At 46.4% G+C, this 18,184-nt stretch carries 13 protein-coding genes; 10 read left to right on the top strand and 3 right to left on the bottom strand.

All coding sequences use genetic code 11. From position 1 onward, the window contains the following. Positions 1 to 3: 3 nt before the first annotated feature. The 3 genes from rlmKL to G327_RS0107375 form a co-directional block, all read right to left on the bottom strand. Positions 4 to 2,250, bottom strand: coding sequence for a bifunctional 23S rRNA (guanine(2069)-N(7))-methyltransferase RlmK/23S rRNA (guanine(2445)-N(2))-methyltransferase RlmL (gene rlmKL / locus G327_RS0107385; protein ID WP_019614122.1), 2,247 nt, complete (start codon positions 2,248 to 2,250; stop codon positions 4 to 6). A 198-nt stretch (positions 2,251 to 2,448) separates the two neighbouring features. Next, complete coding sequence (locus G327_RS0107380) at positions 2,449 to 2,949, bottom strand: hypothetical protein (protein WP_019614121.1); 501 nt, start codon at positions 2,947 to 2,949, stop codon at positions 2,449 to 2,451. 299 nt (positions 2,950 to 3,248) lie between these two features. Continuing rightward, positions 3,249 to 5,501, bottom strand: a complete 2,253-nt coding sequence (locus tag G327_RS0107375; protein WP_019614120.1) for an LruC domain-containing protein — start codon at positions 5,499 to 5,501, stop codon at positions 3,249 to 3,251. 459 nt (positions 5,502 to 5,960) lie between these two features. Here G327_RS0107375 and G327_RS0107365 point away from each other — a divergent pair, with 459 nt between their 5' ends. The 10 genes from G327_RS0107365 to G327_RS0107320 all read left to right on the top strand — a co-directional run bounded on the left by G327_RS0107365 (position 5,961) and on the right by G327_RS0107320 (position 18,176). Continuing rightward, a complete protein-coding gene (locus tag G327_RS0107365; RefSeq protein ID WP_019614118.1) occupies positions 5,961 to 6,977 on the top strand; it encodes a glycosyltransferase family 4 protein in 1,017 nt (338 codons plus the stop codon). Positions 6,978 to 7,195: 218 nt separating this feature from the next. Further along, entirely contained in the window at positions 7,196 to 8,437 is a 1,242-nt protein-coding gene (locus G327_RS24165; protein ID WP_019614117.1) for a glycosyltransferase family 4 protein, read from the top strand. Then, positions 8,427 to 9,566: a glycosyltransferase family 4 protein gene (locus G327_RS0107355; protein ID WP_019614116.1), complete on the top strand. Its 1,140-nt coding sequence runs from the start codon at positions 8,427 to 8,429 to the stop codon at positions 9,564 to 9,566. Before G327_RS24165 ends, G327_RS0107355 begins: the two co-directional genes overlap by 11 nt. After that, positions 9,563 to 10,990 (top strand): lipopolysaccharide biosynthesis protein, encoded by a 1,428-nt coding sequence (locus tag G327_RS0107350; RefSeq protein WP_019614115.1) that lies wholly within the window; start codon positions 9,563 to 9,565, stop codon positions 10,988 to 10,990. Before G327_RS0107355 ends, G327_RS0107350 begins: the two co-directional genes overlap by 4 nt. Continuing rightward, positions 10,987 to 12,381 carry an O-antigen ligase family protein gene (locus G327_RS0107345; protein WP_019614114.1) on the top strand — a complete coding sequence of 465 codons (1,395 nt, stop codon included), beginning with the start codon at positions 10,987 to 10,989 and terminating at the stop codon, positions 12,379 to 12,381. Before G327_RS0107350 ends, G327_RS0107345 begins: the two co-directional genes overlap by 4 nt. 182 nt (positions 12,382 to 12,563) lie before the next feature. Next, positions 12,564 to 13,307 carry an acyltransferase gene (locus G327_RS0107340; protein WP_019614113.1) on the top strand — a complete coding sequence of 248 codons (744 nt, stop codon included), beginning with the start codon at positions 12,564 to 12,566 and terminating at the stop codon, positions 13,305 to 13,307. A gap of 1 nt (position 13,308) precedes the next feature. Continuing rightward, positions 13,309 to 14,451 (top strand): glycosyltransferase, encoded by a 1,143-nt coding sequence (locus G327_RS0107335; RefSeq protein WP_019614112.1) that lies wholly within the window; start codon positions 13,309 to 13,311, stop codon positions 14,449 to 14,451. Then, the gene (locus G327_RS0107330; RefSeq protein WP_245542679.1) at positions 14,433 to 15,899 is read left to right on the top strand and encodes a GumC family protein; all 1,467 of its coding nucleotides are present in this window, start codon (positions 14,433 to 14,435) and stop codon (positions 15,897 to 15,899) included. The genes G327_RS0107335 and G327_RS0107330 overlap by 19 nt, the downstream gene beginning before the upstream one ends. Beyond that, entirely contained in the window at positions 15,896 to 16,996 is a 1,101-nt protein-coding gene (locus G327_RS0107325) for a glycosyltransferase (RefSeq protein WP_019614110.1), read from the top strand. The genes G327_RS0107330 and G327_RS0107325 overlap by 4 nt, the downstream gene beginning before the upstream one ends. Continuing rightward, positions 16,989 to 18,176, top strand: a complete 1,188-nt coding sequence (locus tag G327_RS0107320; RefSeq protein ID WP_019614109.1) for a glycosyltransferase family 2 protein — start codon at positions 16,989 to 16,991, stop codon at positions 18,174 to 18,176. Before G327_RS0107325 ends, G327_RS0107320 begins: the two co-directional genes overlap by 8 nt. Positions 18,177 to 18,184 lie beyond the last annotated feature (8 nt).

The following is an 18,184-nucleotide window of genomic DNA, read 5'->3' as shown; positions in this document are numbered from 1 at the left end:
TTATTACTTATCATGCTTAGTTAAAATCCAGCACTGATGGATTTTGCTGTTACGTTTAAAGTCTTCAGGAATAGATGACTGGCTGATATCTTTAACATAAAAACCTAATGCTTTAACCGCATCGTTATCTAATTTAAAGCCGCGTTTATTATTGGAGAAAATAATCTCGCCACCGGCATTCAAACGCTTACTTGCAGAAGTTAACAGTTCAACATGATCATCCTGGACATCAAACACATCTTTCATGCGTTTTGAATTTGAGAATGTCGGCGGATCGATAAAGATCAGATCAAACATCTCATGAGCATGCTGCAGCCATTTTATACAGTCCTGCTGGATAAACTCATGTTTACCTTTAATGCCGTTTTCTGCAAAGTTATCTTCACCCCAGGCTAAATAGGTTTTCGACATATCAACACTGGTTGTTGACTTAGCGCCGCCTAATGCAGCGTGCACAGAGGCCGTTGCGGTGTAACAGAACAGGTTTAAGAAATCTTTGCCCTGCGCCATTTTCGAGATGCGTAAACGGGTTGGACGGTGATCTAAAAACAGACCGGTATCTAAATAATCCTGCAGGTTAACTAATAACTTAGCCTGACCTTCACGTACCACTAAAGACTGTTTTTTAGTGTCGAGTTTTTCGTACTGCTGGCGCCCTTTCTGACGCTCACGTACTTTAATCACCAGCTTGTCATCGGAAAGATCCAGCATATAACGCACGGTAGAAACAACATCTAAGAAGCGACGGCGTACTTTACCTGCTTCAATCTCTTTCGGCGCACGGTATTCCTGAATAATGATGTATTCACCGTAACGGTCAATCGCTACATTATATTCAGGCAGATCGGCATCATACATGCGGTAACATTCAACATTTTCGCGTTTTGCCCATTTCTCTAACTTCTTCAGATTTTTAGTTAAACGGTTAGCAAATGCTTCAGAATAGATAGCAGGTTTAATCTGTTTAACTTCTTTAAATACCAGTTCTGATTCTGTTTCTTCGCCCATTTTCAGCGGATCATCATCACGACCCATTGTCCATGGGTTAAGCGGCTCTGACTTTTTCGATTCAACAACCGGCGCGACTTCTTCAACCTGAACTACATTTCGTTTAGGAGAAATACGGTAATTTTTAAGGACACACTCAATCGGACCATTAAAGAATTTAAAACTCTTGCCTGCACGCATTCCTAAACAACTAAGCAGTTCAGTATCCATAGCAAACATTGACAGATTCCAGCCGGCAAACGCATCTTTGAAATGGTAACCAAGTTCAGTGTACAGGGTAATAGTGTCGCTGAAACCGCCTAAACGTTCACCGTAAGGCGGGTTAGTCACCACCATGCCGGTCTCTAACTCTACCGGCGGCAGTACTTTTTTCGCATCGGCAACGGAAAACTCAATTAACTCGGCAACACCCGCACGCTGTGCATTTTTGCGGGCAATTTCAATCATATCTTTGCTTAAATCAGAAGCGTAAAAACGTGTTTCACACTGATTAACTGCGCGTTTACCATAAACCTGAGCAGAAGTTTTTAATGTCTGCCAGCACTCCAAGTCATGTTTTTTCCACTTTTCAAAACCAAAAGTCTGACGCAGTGAACCCGGTGCAATATTCAGCGCCATCATAGCAGCTTCAATCACAATCGTACCTGAACCACACATAGGATCTAAAAGTGCTTCGCCTTTCCAGCCGCTGCGTTTAACAATACCGGCGGCTAAGGTTTCACGCATCGGCGCTTCACCGGCAATGGTGCGGTAACCTCGCAGATGCAGCGGAGAGCCGGAAAGATCTAAATAGATAGTTGCTTTATCTTTCCATAAGCGTCCGTTAAAACGGATATCAGCATCACGCTTTTCAACGCTTGGACGGTCATCACATTTCTTGCGGAAGCGATCCACAATTGCATCTTTGATTTTTAGGGCGCCAAACTGGGTATTACGAATTTCATCGTTAGTGCCGGAGAAATCGATCGAGAAGGTGCTGTTTACATCAAAATGCTCTTCCCAGGGAATATTGCTGCAGCCTAAATACAAGTCCAGTGAGTCTATTACTTTAAACTCACTCAGCTTTAACAGTACACGAGAAGCAAAACGCGACCATAAACAAACTTTATAGCCCGCTTCTAATGTGCCGTCGAAAGTCACACCACCATTCATTTGTTTGGTATTTTCAATACCCATCTCCTTCAACTCAACTTCAAGTAGAGGGGCTAAACCTTTGGCGGTTGGAATAAAGTAACTTAACATATTGGCTCTCAAACGATTAATAGAAAATAAAATGAGGCGTATTATACCCCTTAACCTCTATTATCCCTACGTTAATTTCTGACTAGTTAAAAGAACAAATAAAGTATCTATTTTCATCTCCTTTAATTATCACTTAATAACTAAAACACTAGACTGGTACGATGCGCAATCCCCTCCAGCCCGGCATTGCAATTATGCTCACCATGTCAAAGCGGCACCATTCACTAACCACTCTTTCTGCAGCGGCTCAGTACCGTCATAAAACCACACTTCAATAAGGTAAGCAGATTGTTTATTCAGTCCGACAAATGAACTGTTAAACAAACCGTCCTGTAAAACGCCGCCAAGCACGCGGCTTGCCGCATCCGGATAATAACTGCCGGACTCCAGCCGCTTATATTTTCGATAAACAGAAACATATGCACGTTGATCCTGATGTTCACTTAAGTTCAGCGCCACCTGAATCTGCTTCTTGCTGGTGAAATTAAAACCGGGATCCGCAACCAGAGAGCTCATCTGCATTGCTGTTTTTTCAACTTCCACTTCAACAGATGTATCTGCGCTAGCAGCCTGCACGTTGCTAGCGGAAGCTACAGCAGGCACAGCGGCATTTGTTTCCCCGCCACCGGAACCACCACAGCCCAAAAGGACAAAGGAAACAACTAAACCAAGCGTAGTTTTTACCTCTATATTAAACATATGATCACCTCTAATAATTCAATTAATGATTGATACCCGTTATCATTCAAGATGCAAAAATCAGCAAGTCGTAAGGTAAACAGATTCTAGGCGTGAAGGTGAAGATCTAACGGGTTAAATCGAGACTTCACAACAACGAAGATGATTACCTTACGCCTTGCCCTGCGGGTCGCCACCTCGAAAACCAATACCGCGTTGCAGCATTCGATAAGGGCTGACCATTGTCATCATGCTGCGCCTTGTCTTGGTGTCCAAGCTGGCGACTGATAAATGCATTTTGATTGGTAACGGGTATAACTTTAAAATAGGCTCTGCTGTACAGCCTGGTCCGGTTCAAACCAGTCACTGCTTTCCTGCCCTTGGGATTCAACAAAGGATTGAAAATAGGGATACGCCTGCAGCAGATCCTTCCTTTCACTGGGCCATTGCCACTGTTCGACAATTTCTAAAGCCCAGGGTAAATTGTTACTGTTTCGAAAGTAGCGCCCGGACTGAGGATCGCTGCTGTCATCGGCTAAGCCGTAATAACTGCTGTTGAATTTCTCCGTCGGAGCATGGTCAACTAGATGAATTTCTAATCCACGCCCAGGATGAGAGCTAAAAATGTCGCCATGATAAAGTCCTTCTGTGGCAAATATAAAGGGATCGTAAGGAGCAGCACCTGCACTTTCTAAATCAACTGGCGTTATAAATGGAATACTCACTTCAAAATCAAAAACCTGCTCTTGAGCACAGCCGGTTTCACTGCGGTAATAAAGGCACACACTGGAGACCTCTTTCCATAAATCCTGACTTATCATAATAACCGCACTGCTGTTACCACTTTCAAGGATCTCATAAGTTGTCGCCCCGTTAGAACCACTGTACTGCTGCTTGATATTGTTATGCAGTAAACGAAGTGTCTGGCTGTTGACATTTTCTGAAGCAATATTTTTCAACTGCACAGCAAAACCATTATGATAATCTCCCCCTAAAGCCAGCAGTTCGCCGAGAATATCAATACGAACAATTTTGTCGTCACGGATAACTTCCACCGTACGATAGTGCATAACCACATCGTTCATATCGTAATCATCACTTACCGGCCATTGGTCTTCATAAGCCAGTGTCAGCCAGCTGTTTACTCCGGGATAATAACGATAGGTTAAACCGGACTCGCTGATAGTAATCGCGTGATCTTCAACTTCACCACTGCTGCTGCCGCCGCTGTAATCAAGCCCGCTCTGTTTACTAAAACGAAAACGACTCCAGCTGTTACCTGCGACTGCATTTTGCGGCACACGTAAAGAGACGCTATTAAAACCGCCGCTTAAGTGGACATCTTTAACACTTTGTTCACCAGCATCATCAAAATCACCGTCACGATTCCAGTCAAACCAGGCACTTAAAACACCATCGCCCGATGCATAAACACTAACCACGGAATCCAGACCAATTTCAAAAGCCGTTACAAAATTAATGCCGTCTTCATCATCATAACTTTGCAGATTAACTAAACTACTGTCATCGGAGTCGGCACCAGTGTATCCGTCGTAATCACCATCCGGCGGCGTTAGTCCTAAATAGGTTTCACCATCAAGCAGGTGGCGCGGGCCGTTATCTGCGAGAGTTGTAGCGTAACTTGCCGGCGCATCCCCAAAATCAATATTTGAGGGTGTATCCTCATCAATTAAAGGCGCACTCGCACAACGCGCACCGTCATTCTGGCTTGAGCTGGGTCCGTCAGAAAATTTCACCGCACTGACGTCAATAGAGGTTAACTGCTCGATGCTGCTGTTTGAATCTAGAGAAGACAGATCGATACGATAAATCTTTCCATCCTGATTGCGGGAGAGGTAGAAATAACCATTAACATCAAAGTACATAGCCCCGAATGTTCCCGTTTCACCACTATCTCCCATTGCCAGGGAAGCCCCCGTATCAGGATCGATTTGGTACAAAATACCGCTGCTGTTATCAACGCCATAGAGCTTGTTAGTATTCGGATGAAAAGCGAAATCGGTTAAGCGGATACTACTGCTGGAGGTAATTAACTGAGCATTAAGCTGTGCATCGACAGACTGATCTAAAGGACTAAGGTCCACTTTATATAAACCAGCCCCTTTGCGGTATAGATAATAATAATGCTCAGCCACATCACCCACAAAAAATGAAGTGTTTTGCGGCAGTCCGCTAAGATTCAGTGTTTCAACTTGAAAATCCCCTCCCATGCGCACCATTTGTAAATGTGTGGTATTAAAACCGTACAGGTACCTGTCCTGTTGATCAAAACCCAGGCCGTTAATATTAGCGTCAATGCCCGGATTATCTTCAATTAACTGGTAACTTCCGGTAACCAGGTTTACGCCGTAGCTCGCCACCGGTTTACCTTGAAATAAAAAAGCTTTACTTGGACAAGTGCTGAACGGCGCAGCATAAAGCGGCTCTGCCGTATAACTCAACAGCAGTAACAGGACATAAAAGATACGGCTGTTTTTTATCTGGAATGGCAAACAAAGACGCTCATTATGTCGGTTATCACGGATGTTATCTGTACAACTTGTACGCTTCATAATATGACTCCCTTAAACGAAATTTAACCCGTCACAGTCCCGCTTTATAAAAGTGAACTTATAGGGTTTATGCAGTAACAGCTCCACTGACTTATTGCAGTAACAGCTAGACTGACTATTTCAATTCCTGTGCCAATTCAGATAAAAAACAGTCATTATCCTGTGCAGAGCAGGCCAGAGCTGGACTGGCAGATACCCGCTGTAGGTACGGGAGATGTTTTTTCTTTTCTAAAAGCACTCTATGTACAGATGCTTTTGCATAATAATTGCAATCTGCAATGCGCACTGCACCGCATACTTTCTAATAAGCGCAGCTTTTTAAACTCACTCGGCGTCCTGCTTACCTCGGCCGCGCTAGAAACAGCGCCCGTCGCTGACTTTGATAAAACCATCAAAAACCTAACAGGCACCAAAATTGCACCAGGCACAGTTAAAATTCGTTTATAAAATGAGGCTGTAATGAAAAAACAGACAATATGGTTACTTCTAGACAGTAGTAAAGCAGGCGGAATAGAATCTCATGTTCTGCAGCTGGCTGAAGGTCTGCATCAACATGGTCAGGAAATAGTCGTTTTTTTCCTGACTGACTACGGCAGACATCCGATGCGGGACTTGTTACTCAAACAGGGTATAACCACTAAAACCCTAGACGGCTCTTTTATTACACTTTACAAAAGACTGCGGCGTGAGCGCCCTTCTGTACTGCATACCCATGGTTATAAAGCCGGAATATTCGGCCGGCTCTCTGCCTGGTTAACTAAGATTCCGGTCATAAGCACCTATCACGCCGGCGAAATCAGCAGTGGCAGACTTGCATTATACGATTACCTAGACAGACTCACCTCGGTCTTTGCCGACCATGTTTACGCAGTCAGCCCGCAGATAGCGCAGCGTCTATCGAAAAAAGCTGAAGTTTTTAATAATTTCGTGAATACCGCCGGCATAAATCATTCAAATGGCGGACAGACTGCATTTGTAGGGCGGGTAAGTATAGAAAAAGGTCCAGATCATTTTATGGCTCTGGCGAGGCGCTTTCCAGTATTAGACTTCCATCTCTACGGCGACGGTCCGCAGCTGCCGCAACTACAAGAATCCAGCCCCGCTAATCTGCATCTTCATGGCCAGCAGGACGATATGAACGCGGTCTGGTCACAGATTGCTTTACTGGTCATTCCTTCACGATACGAAGGTTTGCCTATGGCCGCATTAGAAGCAATGGCAAGAGGTATTCCGGTGCTGGCTTTTCAGGTCGGTGCGCTTGATAAGTTAATCACATCGGGCAGTAACGGCTGGTTAGTTGAACCGGAAAATTTTGCAGATTTAAGCCGGCATATCAGCTTATGGAATAATATCAGCGAACAGAAAAAAACAGCTCTACAGTCTGTAGCTAAGAATACCATCGCAGATAACTTTTCCAGTGAAACAGCCATACCGAAACTTATCGCCGCTTACAGGAAAATATCGAGCTGTAAATGAAAGCGGCCTGTTGTTAAACAGGCGGCGGCAGTAAGGCGCAGCCTGTAATAGTTGCAATCTGCAATGCAGGATAATAATAAGCGCTATAACAACATCTTCAAAATACACTTTTCACCTCTATTTACAGCTACATTCCCTTAAATTTCAATCTATTAACAAGTCTGGTTCAGCTCTTGCAGTACTCAGCATACCGATTCAGCAATAAGAGCATAACAGCCATGCATAAACTTAAAATGAACCAGGAAGCAGATACCATTCTCTTTACCCATTACGGCGATAACTGGATACGCGGCAGTGAACGCTGCCTGCTGGATCTTATTCAGCATCTCGATAAAAACAGATTCACTGCGGTTTTGTGGTGCAACCAGCAGGTAATGGCAGATCAGGCTAAAGCACTCGGCATCACAGTTTACTGTTCAGATTTCCCTTTACTGCTTGGCTGGCGCAGCCCGCACTTTCATACAAGCGCTTTTATCGGTCTGATCAAGCAGGCCGTTAAACTAATACAACTACACAATATCAAACTGCTTCATGCAAACAGTGCAGCTCCCTGTCAGTGGCTCAATTTTGCAGCGCGCAGATGCGGCGTCCCATTATTATGCCATATGCACTCAATTTACCAGCTGCGCGACAGACTGACGCTTGGCCTCTATCAGGTCACCATGGCGGTTGGTGTCAGCAGCTATGTTATCGAGCCTTTAGTTAAAGATAAAATGCCCAACACCCGTACCGCTGTTATTGCCAACGGCATTGATACGCAGCGCCTGCTGAGTCAGAAAATCATTAATCTTCGTGATTCTTTAAAAATAGGCGCTGGTGATTTTGTTCTGGCCGTCGTCGGCTCCCTGATCCGCCGTAAAGGAGTAGATCTGATTATTCAAGCAGTTGTTAAATTATTAGAAAAACAGGTGCCGGTTCATCTTCTTGTGATAGGTCAGGGTCCCGAATCCCATAATTTAAAACTGCAGATTGAGCAGCTCGGCCTGCAGCGTCAGGTAACACTGCTCGGCGAACAGGATAATGTTATCGGCATACTGCGAGGCAGCACAGACTTGTTTGTCTCCGCAGCCAGAGAAGAAGCATTCGGCCTGGTATTTACTGAAGCCGGCCTTGCCGGGCTTGCGGTAGTCGGCCCTAAAACAGGCGGCATTGCCGATGCTGTTGTCGACGGCAGGACTGGGCTGTTAGTGCCCTCAGAAGATGTCGATGCACTTGCGGCTGCCGTTCATAAACTCTATCTCAATCCGACACTGAGCAGCAAAATGGGAAAAGCCGGCCGCAAGCATGTATTAAAGAACTTCACCATAGAAAAGAACACCAGACAGTTTGAACTGCTGTACGACAAACTAATTGAAACGCCTACCGTCTATCAACCCTGGTATAAAAACGATTCTATCTATGCCTCTTTAAGTAACGGGTATAAACGGTTCATTGAAAGAGGATTAATTCATGACAGATAAACGCCACCTTATCGTTATAGACCCTACTGCATTTTGCGGCGGATCTAAAACTGCCACCGAAAGCATACTGCGTCAGCTTGATAAAAAGCAGATCCGTATTACCGTACTGACAGCAGACAAACATTCATGGAAATATTCTGCGTTAAAACGCGTACGCTTATATGAGCCTAAATGGCTTACTGAAAAAGAGCAGGGTTTGAGCTATTTTTTCCGTCATGCGCTTATTGCCCTTAATTTACTGATTACTCGTTTACGTTTCGGACGTTTTGATATTGCTTTAGGGGCCTCTGGACCAGGGGTTGATTTAGCACTTTATCTGCTCAGACCGCTGTTGACGATGAAAATTATTCAGCTCATTCATGGCCCGGTTGCCCGCTCCCGTACCATTGCCCGCTGCCTGAATGCAGCTGATCAGGTTCATTATCTAAGCAGCAGCCACGCTTCGTTACTGCAGGCTCTGTCAACCATCAGTCCGGCACAGACCGAAATACCCGCTCATTTTTATTTACTGCACAATGGTCTTTGTGATCAGCAATGGCCGACACCTTGTCAGTCTCAATACCCGGTTATTTTCTGGGCAGCATCACTTTTAAAATGGAAAGGACTGGAAACACTGCTTAATGCATTAATCCAGATCGAACCAGAGATGCGCCCGCTGACTCATATCTGTTATATCAAACCGCAGGGCACTCAACTGCCGGTCAGTCAGGCACCCGTTGCTATACAGCAGGTCGACTGGTATGAAAACCCGGTCAATATTGATCAGCTGCGGGCCAGCGCTAATATTTTTGTCTCCACCAGCAAAAACGAACCCTTCGGCCTGTCAATTCTCGAAGCGATGGCGGCCGCACATTGTATCGTGATCCCTGCCGACGGAGCGTATTGGGACCGCACATTAAAAAACAATAGCGATTGTATTAAGTATCAGGCAGATGATCCTGAAGATCTCAAAGATAAACTGTTAATGATCAGCCGTAATATGCGTCAAGTCATTGAACTGGGGAGACGTGCGGCAGAAATCGCACAGGATTACCGAGCTGAAAAACAATACGCAAATATTAAAAACAGCATTGAACAAATAGATACACAGCTAGATAAAAAAAGTCTGGTTAGGAGATCAAGACTATGAAACTGCAGCTTAATAACGGAATTAAACAAAGCATTCTCTACGGCGCCAGCATTGCCTTAATGAAAGGTGTTTCATTACTGGTACTGCCCTTTGTTGCTAATCAAATATCAGCCCAGGAATTCGGACGCCTTGAAGTGATCAGCACAATCGCAGTAATCGGCAGCATTCTGGTCGGCATGGGACTCGAAGATACCTTGTTTCGTTTTGCAGGCCCGGCTCAGACAGAGCAGCAGAAACGCAGCATAGCATCTGAAATTTTCAGTTTAACCCTGATAATCGCCTTAGCTGCACTTATTGGCGGATGGTTTGCAGCACCTTTTGTTGCAGCCTGGATGCCGGGAAATGTACAGGTTTATGAACTGCGCTTAGTTTTAGCCGTACTGGCATTAGAGGGCTGTATTGCTGTTCCGCTAGGCTGGCTGCGTATGAATAACCGCGCAATAAGCTTTTTCTTTGCCACCACCGGACGCGCACTGCTGCAGGCGCTGCTGGTTGTTATTTTACTTTATTCCGGCAGAGGTGTAGCGGGCATCTTAGAAGCAGGACTGGCGGCAGCGGCGGCCCAAACACTAATACTCAGTTATCTGCAGATCCGAGATACGAGGCTCAGTTTCAGCCTAAGAACCGGCAGACGCGCATTTATTTACAGCCTTCCGATAGTCGGCAGCGGTCTGGTCGCCTTTACGCTGAACGGACTGGACCGCTGGATTTTAGCAGATAATGCCTCCTTAACCGATGTCGCGGAATTCGCTATTGCAGCCAAATTTGCTCTGGCTGCCGTACTGATATTCCAGCCATTCGGTATGTGGTGGTCCCCGCGCAGATTTGAGGTAATCAATGAAGCTAACGGCAGACAGAAAGCGGCTGATTTTATTGCAATGGGTGCCAGTCTGGCGCTGCTGACAGCTGTTGTAGTCGGTTTACTTGCTCCCGCATTGATCAGTGCTTTACTGCCGCCAAGCTACCAGGAAGCGGGAAAATATGCACTTGCTCTAGTGCTGGTTATGTTATTAAAAGAGCTGGTAGAACTATTCAATATAGGCTGTTTCAGCGGTGAGACCACAAACAGCCAGCTGCTGATTAATTTAACCGGTGCAGCCGCCGGCATCGCCGCCATGCTGTGGTTAACCCCCGACTATCAGGTATGGGGAATTATTTTTTCTCTGCTGTTAGCGCAGTTTATTCGTCTGGTGCTTTTTTATAAAATAAGTCAGTATTTTCTGCCTCTCAACTACCCCGTCAGGCCGCTTATGGTGCTCTTTACTATTAGTATGCTGTGGCTGCTTATCGGCTCACAAACAAATGCTTTGTGGCAGTTGATTCTAGCCTTGTTCAGCGCATTCATAACGATTGTGCTTAGCGCGCAGCTGCTTAAATTAATCAACCTGCCGATCAGCTTATTTGCCAAGGCAGCAGAGCAATGAATCCGGAGCGCAATAACCACAGCAGGCAGATAGTAATGCCGCTGTTTGTGTGCCTGTCAGTTTGTGTGCTGATTAGTCTGGCATGGCGGTTTATACCGAATCCGTTGATCATGATAGTTATCGGACTGGTGCCGCTTGCAGTGTTAATAGTGCTGCGCCAGCCTTTCTTTTTTGTGCTGTTATTTGTTATTTTCTCCTTTTTCCGTATTCATGAAGTCTTTCCGCAAATCTATAATTTTAAAATCCCGTTATTATTATCGATGGCTTCACTCGGGGCCCTGTTATGGCATGTCGGGTTAACCCGTAAGGTGGATATTTACTGGCGTTCGGAACTAACCGTTATCAGTGTGTTTTTTACGCTGGTTGTAGTCGGGGTATTACTGGCAAGCAACCGCCCTGTCGCTATTGAATATTTTAAAGGTATTTACTGGAAAATAATCATTATGACTTTTGCGATTGCCTGGCTTTCGCGCAGTGAAAAAGATTTTGCTTTAGCCTCAAAGCTGATCACCTTTTTCGGCATGCTGGTTGGACTAGTCGCTATCTCCAACCAGATTAATGCGATTGGTTTAGTCGAAGGGACACGTGTCACCATCGGCCGGGATATAGGATCTGTTCTGGGCGACCCTAATGATCTCGCACTGGTACTGATGTTTCCCGTTGCATTTGCCGCCAGCTTAATAATGACCGCAAACGTCGGACACGGAGCAAAACTGTTAGGAGGGGTCAGTGTGCTGATCCTGTTTTTCGCGATTATCGCCACCCAAAGCCGCGGCGGTCTGCTCGGCATGATGGCTATCTTCGCAGTTTACGGCTACCGGCGCATGCACTCTAAAATACTGTTTATTACTATTGCAGTTATTGCCGCCTGCGCACTTTTTGTCTTTGCCGGCATTTCCGACCGCGCTTCAGGGGGCGCAGCTGAAGCGGGTATCGACGCTTCCGCTATGGGCCGTTTATATGCATGGGAAGCCGCATTCGGTATGGCAGTGCACAACCCGTTCAGCGGAGTCGGCATCAATAATTTTTACTCTAATTATTATTACTACAGTCCACACTGGGACGGACTCAATCATGCGGTACACAGCACCTGGTTCGGCGTGCTTGCAGAGACCGGATTTGTCGGCCTGCTGGTCTTCATAATCACCATGACTCAGCTGATTAAAACAGCAATGCGCAGCCTTAATAGAATTGAACAAAATATCAGTGAGGTAAATCCTGCTGTACATGTGGCGGCTCAAGCAGTATTTGCGGGTCTGGTCGGGACAATTGTTTCAGCCACTTTTTTAACTCAGGGGTTCACCTGGCCGATTTATATTCTAGCTGCGCTGGTCGTCGCGATTGCACAGTGGTGTGACAACAACCTGCCGCAAACGCTGACTGTTAAATAATACTCAATTCGCATTCTGCGAATGCACTTTGCAAATCATCTTAAACTGCACGCGTTAACAGCACTTAAAAAACAACTAACCCACTGATTTTTATCAATATAAAAACTTGGCTTGATCTCTGCAAACACACTGATACAGATGACGTTTTTATTAATAAGTTAAAAACTGTGGAGTGCTATTTTATGAAAACATTCACTTTAAACCAGACTAAGCAATGGCTGAAAACCAGTGATAATCCACTGGCTAAAATTCTCTTCAGGCAGCTTAAAACTCTGCTTAGTTTTGAGCTGCCGGCGCCTAAATTTCTGCTCCGTATTTTTTATTCTTTGTACCTGCTGCTGCGCACACTGCTGTCGACACTGATGCGCATCCTGTGCTGGACACCTTTATTAAAAGGCCGCTTACAAAGCGTCGGGCGTAATCTTAACCTGTACGGCGGACTGCCCTATATCAGCGGCCCGCTAGTCATCAGTATTGGAGATAACTGCCGAGTCTCAGGACAATCGACTTTCAGCGGACGCAGCTGCGCGCAGACGGCCCCGGTTTTAGTGGTCGGCAATAACGTCGATATCGGCTGGATGACTACCATAGCCGCAGGCTCCCGTGTTGAAATTGGTGATAACGTGCGTATTGCCGGGCGGGCTTTATTAGCGGGTTATCCCGGCCACCCGTTAGACCCGCAGGCGCGTGCTCAGGGTCTGCCGGAGAGTGATGACCAGGTTGGAGAGATCATTCTTGAAAAAGATGTCTGGCTGGCAACCGGCGTCTCTGTCATGGCAGGGGTCCGCATTGGTCACGGCTGTATCGTGGCGGCCGGCAGCGTAGTAACACATGACCTGCCTCCGCTGGTGCTGGCCGGCGGTATTCCCGCCTGCGTGATCCGCTCTATTGAGCAGGCAGACACACCTGACCTGGAGGATAAATAAAATGACTCATGATCTGATTGTATTTGCTGAAGACTGGGGTGGATTACCCAGCAGTACTCAGCACCTGATAAAACAGCTGTCTAAAACCCGTAAAGTTGTCTGGGTTAATTCAATTGGTTTACGCCGCCCTACTTTAAGCCTGCATGATCTAAAACGTCTGTGGCATAAATTAACCGCCCCTAAGGTCTGTTACGATAAAACGGAGCTGACCAGCGCGCCTGAAAACAGCGGCTTTCATATTATTAATCCGCGCACACTGCCTGCACCGCGCAGCCGGACGGCACGATATATTGCAGTGCAGCTGCTGCTTTCACAGATTAAACCAGTGATAAAAAAAGCAGGGTTAAACTCCCCCATACTTTGGACATCTCTACCAACTGCGGTTGACCTAGCGGGTCATTTAGATGAAGCTGCACTTGTTTACTACTGCGGCGATGATTTTTCCGGGCTGGCCGGCGTGGATCACGATACCGTCGTTAAACGCGAAAATGAACTGCGTGATAAAGCCGATTTAATAATGGCGGCCAGCAGACACCTGGAATATAGTTTTCCAGTATCTCGCACACACCTGCTCACTCACGGTGTTGATTACTCACTGTTTTCAGCCCCGGTACAACGCGCGCCGGATCTGCCCGACGACGGTCGTAATATTGCTGGTTTTTACGGCAGTATTTCCGAGTGGTTAAATATTGAATTACTGCGCAACACCATAAGGAAAATGCCCGACTGGCATTTCGTATTTATCGGTAAAGTAGTTGTAGATGTCAGCAGAATAAGCTGTTTTGACAATGTCAGTTTTTTAGGTGAGCGCCCTCATCAGCAGCTGCCGTCCTACAGTCAGCACTGGACAGCCTCATTATTACCTTTTATCGACAACGCGCAGATTCAGGCATGTAATCCGCTCAAATTAACCGAGTACCTGGCAGCCGGCAGTCCAATTATCTGCACCTCATTTGCTGCCGTTGAGCCTTACCGCGGTTTAGTACAGACAGCCAATAACAGCGACGCTATGGTTGAAGCTTTATCAGCAAGTGAACACCTTCACGACCTTGCCCTTTTCCCAGATGTGCTGCGCAGTACTGTGATCACAAAAAGCTGGGAAGCACGCGCAGCAGAAGTGTCAACATGGCTGGAAGCATTATGAACAGCCTGCAGCAGCGCTTTTACATTATACTGGCAGGCACGTGGCGCAGACGCTACACCATTCTGATACCGGTATTAATACTGCCTGTTTTTGCTGTATTAATGAGCATGCTGAGTGCAAAAAATTATGCATCTCATACCAGTATGCTGATTCAGGAAACAGCCAAACTAAACCCGTTTCTAGAAGATCTAGCGGTATCTTCAATGCTCAATGAGCGTATCAACTCTCTGAAAATACTGCTTCACAGCCGTCATATTTTAGGGGCGGTTGCACAGGAACGCGGCTTAGTTAACAGCAGCACAACAGCAGAAAAGCATGATCAGGTCATAAATCAGCTGTCCGGCGCACTGACCATTGTGATGCTCGGCAAAGATCTTATCCGTATTGACTACAAAGCAAATAATCCTGCGGGCATGAAGGAGATGCTTGAATCGGTCAGTAAGCAGTTTGTTGAACAAGTTCTGGCTCCCGAACGTTCATCCATGACCGATTCAAGTAATTTTTTATCTAAGCACCTGCGCAGTCGTCAGATAGAACTAGATAAAGCAGAATTAGCGATGGCCGATTTTAAAGACAGGTACGCATCGGAATTACCTGAAATGCACCTTACTAATATTTCTCGTCTGGCGCAGATGAAACAGCGCCTTTCAGAACGGCAGGCGGAAATGGCCGGTGCCAGCCGCAGTCTAGGAGGCATAAATCAGCAGCTGTCAAAAACGAATCCGGTTGTCGGACTTATCGAACAGAAAATTATTAGACTACAGGGCGAACTGGCGTTACTTAGAGCCCGTTACACCGATCAGCACAGTCTAGTGCTCGGCGCACTGAAAAACCTTGAACGCCTGGAAGAGGAGAGACAAAGCCTGCTCGGCAGCAGCGATGAAAATTTAAGTATCGAAAAACTCTGGGCTATCGGCAGTAATTACCAGCTGAGCAGTGACCCGAAGAAGCAGCCGCTGTTAATTTCCCAGCTTGAAAATATGCAGCGGACCAGCGGTAAAGTCGACGGACTGCGCGAAGAGGTTAACAGTCTGCAGAGCATGATTAATGAGTTAGAAGCACAGATGTCCGGATACGGTGCGAATGCCAGTGTGTTATCCAAACTTGAACGCGATCTTGCCGTAAAACGGGATCTCTATGACGACATTTTACTGCGCTATGAAAAAGCCAGTATTACCGCCTCATTAGGCGTTTTTGAGCGCGACAAACGCGTTAAGGTGATTGATCGCCCCTTTACTCCCAGCTCACCTTCCAACAAACCTTTAATTCTATTTCTAATCAGCGGTCTGTTAGGCGGGCTGCTGCTAGGATGCGGACTGGCAGTTATCCAGGAAGTCTGCGACAGCACACTACGCAGACGTGACCACCTGGCAGCACTGAGCGGCGTTCCGGTTTTAAGCCGCATTCCCTACATTCTATACCCGACAAGTTCAGGAGACGCTTTATGAAAACAGTGATACAAGTTGTACAGCACCTGCGCCCCGGCGGCATCGAGATTATCGCCCTGGATCTGGCTTCTTTTGCGCAGGCAGACGAAAAAACCATCATTATCAGCCTCGAAGGTGATCTAAAAAGCGCAGTCGCGGCATGGCCTAAATTAAAACCCTTTGCCAGGCAGCTGATATTTCTTAATAAACAGCCAGGCTTAAGACCGATACTGGTGATGCAGCTGCTCCGTATCATCAGCAAAACCGGGGCGGACGCCGTGCACACTCATCATATCGGCCCGCTTTTATATGCGGGTCTAGCGGCTCGTCTGGCAGGTGTTAAACATCTGATTCACACCGAACATGATGCCTGGCATCTTAAAAACAGTAAACGCCGTTTTGTGCAGCGCTGCGCAGTTAATCTTCTACGCCCGATACTGGTCGCCGACGCGCAAAACGTGGCTGATAATATGAGAGTTTTTCTTCAATATAAGAATGAAATAACCATTATCCGCAACGGTATTGACAGTAAATACTTTACTCCCGGCAATAAAATAATGGCTAGAGCTTTTTTCAGCTTACCGGCAGATGTACAGCTGATCGGCTGCAGCGGGCGAATGGAAAAAGTAAAAGGACAAAGTGTACTGATTCATGCTCTGAGTAAATTACCCCTGACTGTTCATCTTGCCCTTGCCGGCAGCGGCAGTACGGAAACCGCTTTGCGGACCTTAGTTGATCTGCTTAGGCTTAATAACCGCGTCCATTTCCTTGGTCATATTGATAATATGCCGACCTTTTATCAGGCATTAGATCTGTTTTGTCTGCCTTCATTAAATGAGGGGCTGCCGCTTTCTCCACTAGAAGCACAATCCTGCAATATTGCGGCTTTAGTCACCGATGTCGGCGGCGCAAAAGAAACACTCTGCCCGGACAGCGGTGAATTTATAGCCGCCGATGACTGCACCAGCATGGCTGAAACACTGTTGAAAATGCTCCACAACCCCAGTAATAACAAACCTCGTGCTTTTGTTAAACAGCATGGCGATGTGCGCGCAATGGCCAGATCCTATGCTGGATTACGCGGGCCGTTGGTCACTTCAGGAGAATACTATGAATGATATCATTGTGATCAGCATCACCCTGCTCAGCGGCTTTTTAATTATCTATCATCACTTCGGATACCCGCTGATATTACGCGCCTTTCATAAACAGCAGCCGAAAAATACGCAGCCAACCGCTCTGCGCCATTATACAAGTTCGCCGCAAGACAGCTCCCTGCCGTCAATCGCGATTGTAATACCGGCTTATAACGAAGAGCAGTGGATTGCAGAGAAAATCCGTAACCTGGCTGCGCTCGATTATCCGAGTAACCGTGTACAGATAATTATCGGCTGTGACGGCTGCAGCGATCAGACTTTTGCAGCCGCATCCGCTGCCGTTAAAGAGCCGGAGTGCGCTCACCTGAGAGTTAAAATAATTAATTTCAGCGGCAACCGAGGCAAAGTTGCAGTGCTTAACGAGCTGATAGCCTCACTCGACAGTGAGTTAATCGCATTGAGTGATACCTCTGCCCTGCTCTCCATTGATTCTCTTCTGATTGCCGCACAGCGTTTTGAAGATCCTGATATCGGCGTGCTTAACGGACACTACCGCCTGCTCTCACCCGGTTCAGCTGGAGAAGCTGCTTACTGGAATTATCAAAGCAGCATAAAAGCCAGCGAAGCAGCACTGGGCTCGACGCTTGGCGCACATGGCGCTTTCTATCTTTTCCGACGAGCCTTGTTTGAGCCGTTAGCACCCGACACTATTAATGATGATTTTATCTTACCGATGAAAATTGTGGCGGCAGGTTACCGCGCTGATTATGAAAACAACATTAATGCGCTTGAACTAGAAAAATCCAGCAGCAGTCAGGACCATCTGCGCCGCCGTCGTATTGCAGCCGGTAATTTTCAACAGCTGCTGAGATTAAAACAACTGTTTTTACCACGTTACGGCGGCGTCGCATTTGCTTTTATTTCCGGGAAAGGACTGCGGGTTTTAATGCCGTTTTTAATGATCAGTGCGCTGCTGGGCAGTCTGCTGCTGGCGGCAGATTATGTTCTTTTTACACTTCTGGCGGGCCTGCAGCTGCTCGCTTATTTACTGGCATCATGGGAGCTTTTATACAAACCACAACGAACTAACAAGATCAGTAAACTACTCGCCTATTTAGTCGGCGGACATATCGCCGGACTGATCGGCACACTGCGCTACGCCTTACGTCTGGATAAAGGCCGCTGGACAAAAATCAATTAAATAAGGAA

It is taken from the genome of Psychromonas ossibalaenae ATCC BAA-1528, assembly GCF_000381745.1.
In the GTDB taxonomy this organism is placed as follows: Bacteria; Pseudomonadota; Gammaproteobacteria; order Enterobacterales; family Psychromonadaceae; genus Psychromonas; species Psychromonas ossibalaenae.
This window is presented reverse-complemented; position numbering and strand designations above follow the sequence as displayed.

What these genes read in the sequence shown, in the direction of transcription:
- G327_RS0107380 (WP_019614121.1), bottom strand. Translation starts at nt 2,949, where the DNA reads ATGTTTAATATAGAGGTAAAAACTACGCTTGGTTTAGTTGTTTCCTTT.
- G327_RS0107340 (WP_019614113.1), top strand. Translation starts at nt 12,564, where the DNA reads ATGAAAACATTCACTTTAAACCAGACTAAGCAATGGCTGAAAACCAGT.
- G327_RS0107330 (WP_245542679.1), top strand. Translation starts at nt 14,433, where the DNA reads ATGGCTGGAAGCATTATGAACAGCCTGCAGCAGCGCTTTTACATTATA.
- G327_RS0107375 (WP_019614120.1), bottom strand. Translation starts at nt 5,501, where the DNA reads ATGAAGCGTACAAGTTGTACAGATAACATCCGTGATAACCGACATAAT.
- G327_RS0107320 (WP_019614109.1), top strand. Translation starts at nt 16,989, where the DNA reads ATGAATGATATCATTGTGATCAGCATCACCCTGCTCAGCGGCTTTTTA.
- G327_RS24165 (WP_019614117.1), top strand. Translation starts at nt 7,196, where the DNA reads ATGCATAAACTTAAAATGAACCAGGAAGCAGATACCATTCTCTTTACC.
- G327_RS0107355 (WP_019614116.1), top strand. Translation starts at nt 8,427, where the DNA reads ATGACAGATAAACGCCACCTTATCGTTATAGACCCTACTGCATTTTGC.
- rlmKL (WP_019614122.1), bottom strand. Translation starts at nt 2,250, where the DNA reads ATGTTAAGTTACTTTATTCCAACCGCCAAAGGTTTAGCCCCTCTACTT.
- G327_RS0107345 (WP_019614114.1), top strand. Translation starts at nt 10,987, where the DNA reads ATGAATCCGGAGCGCAATAACCACAGCAGGCAGATAGTAATGCCGCTG.
- G327_RS0107325 (WP_019614110.1), top strand. Translation starts at nt 15,896, where the DNA reads ATGAAAACAGTGATACAAGTTGTACAGCACCTGCGCCCCGGCGGCATC.
- G327_RS0107365 (WP_019614118.1), top strand. Translation starts at nt 5,961, where the DNA reads ATGAAAAAACAGACAATATGGTTACTTCTAGACAGTAGTAAAGCAGGC.
- G327_RS0107350 (WP_019614115.1), top strand. Translation starts at nt 9,563, where the DNA reads ATGAAACTGCAGCTTAATAACGGAATTAAACAAAGCATTCTCTACGGC.
- G327_RS0107335 (WP_019614112.1), top strand. Translation starts at nt 13,309, where the DNA reads ATGACTCATGATCTGATTGTATTTGCTGAAGACTGGGGTGGATTACCC.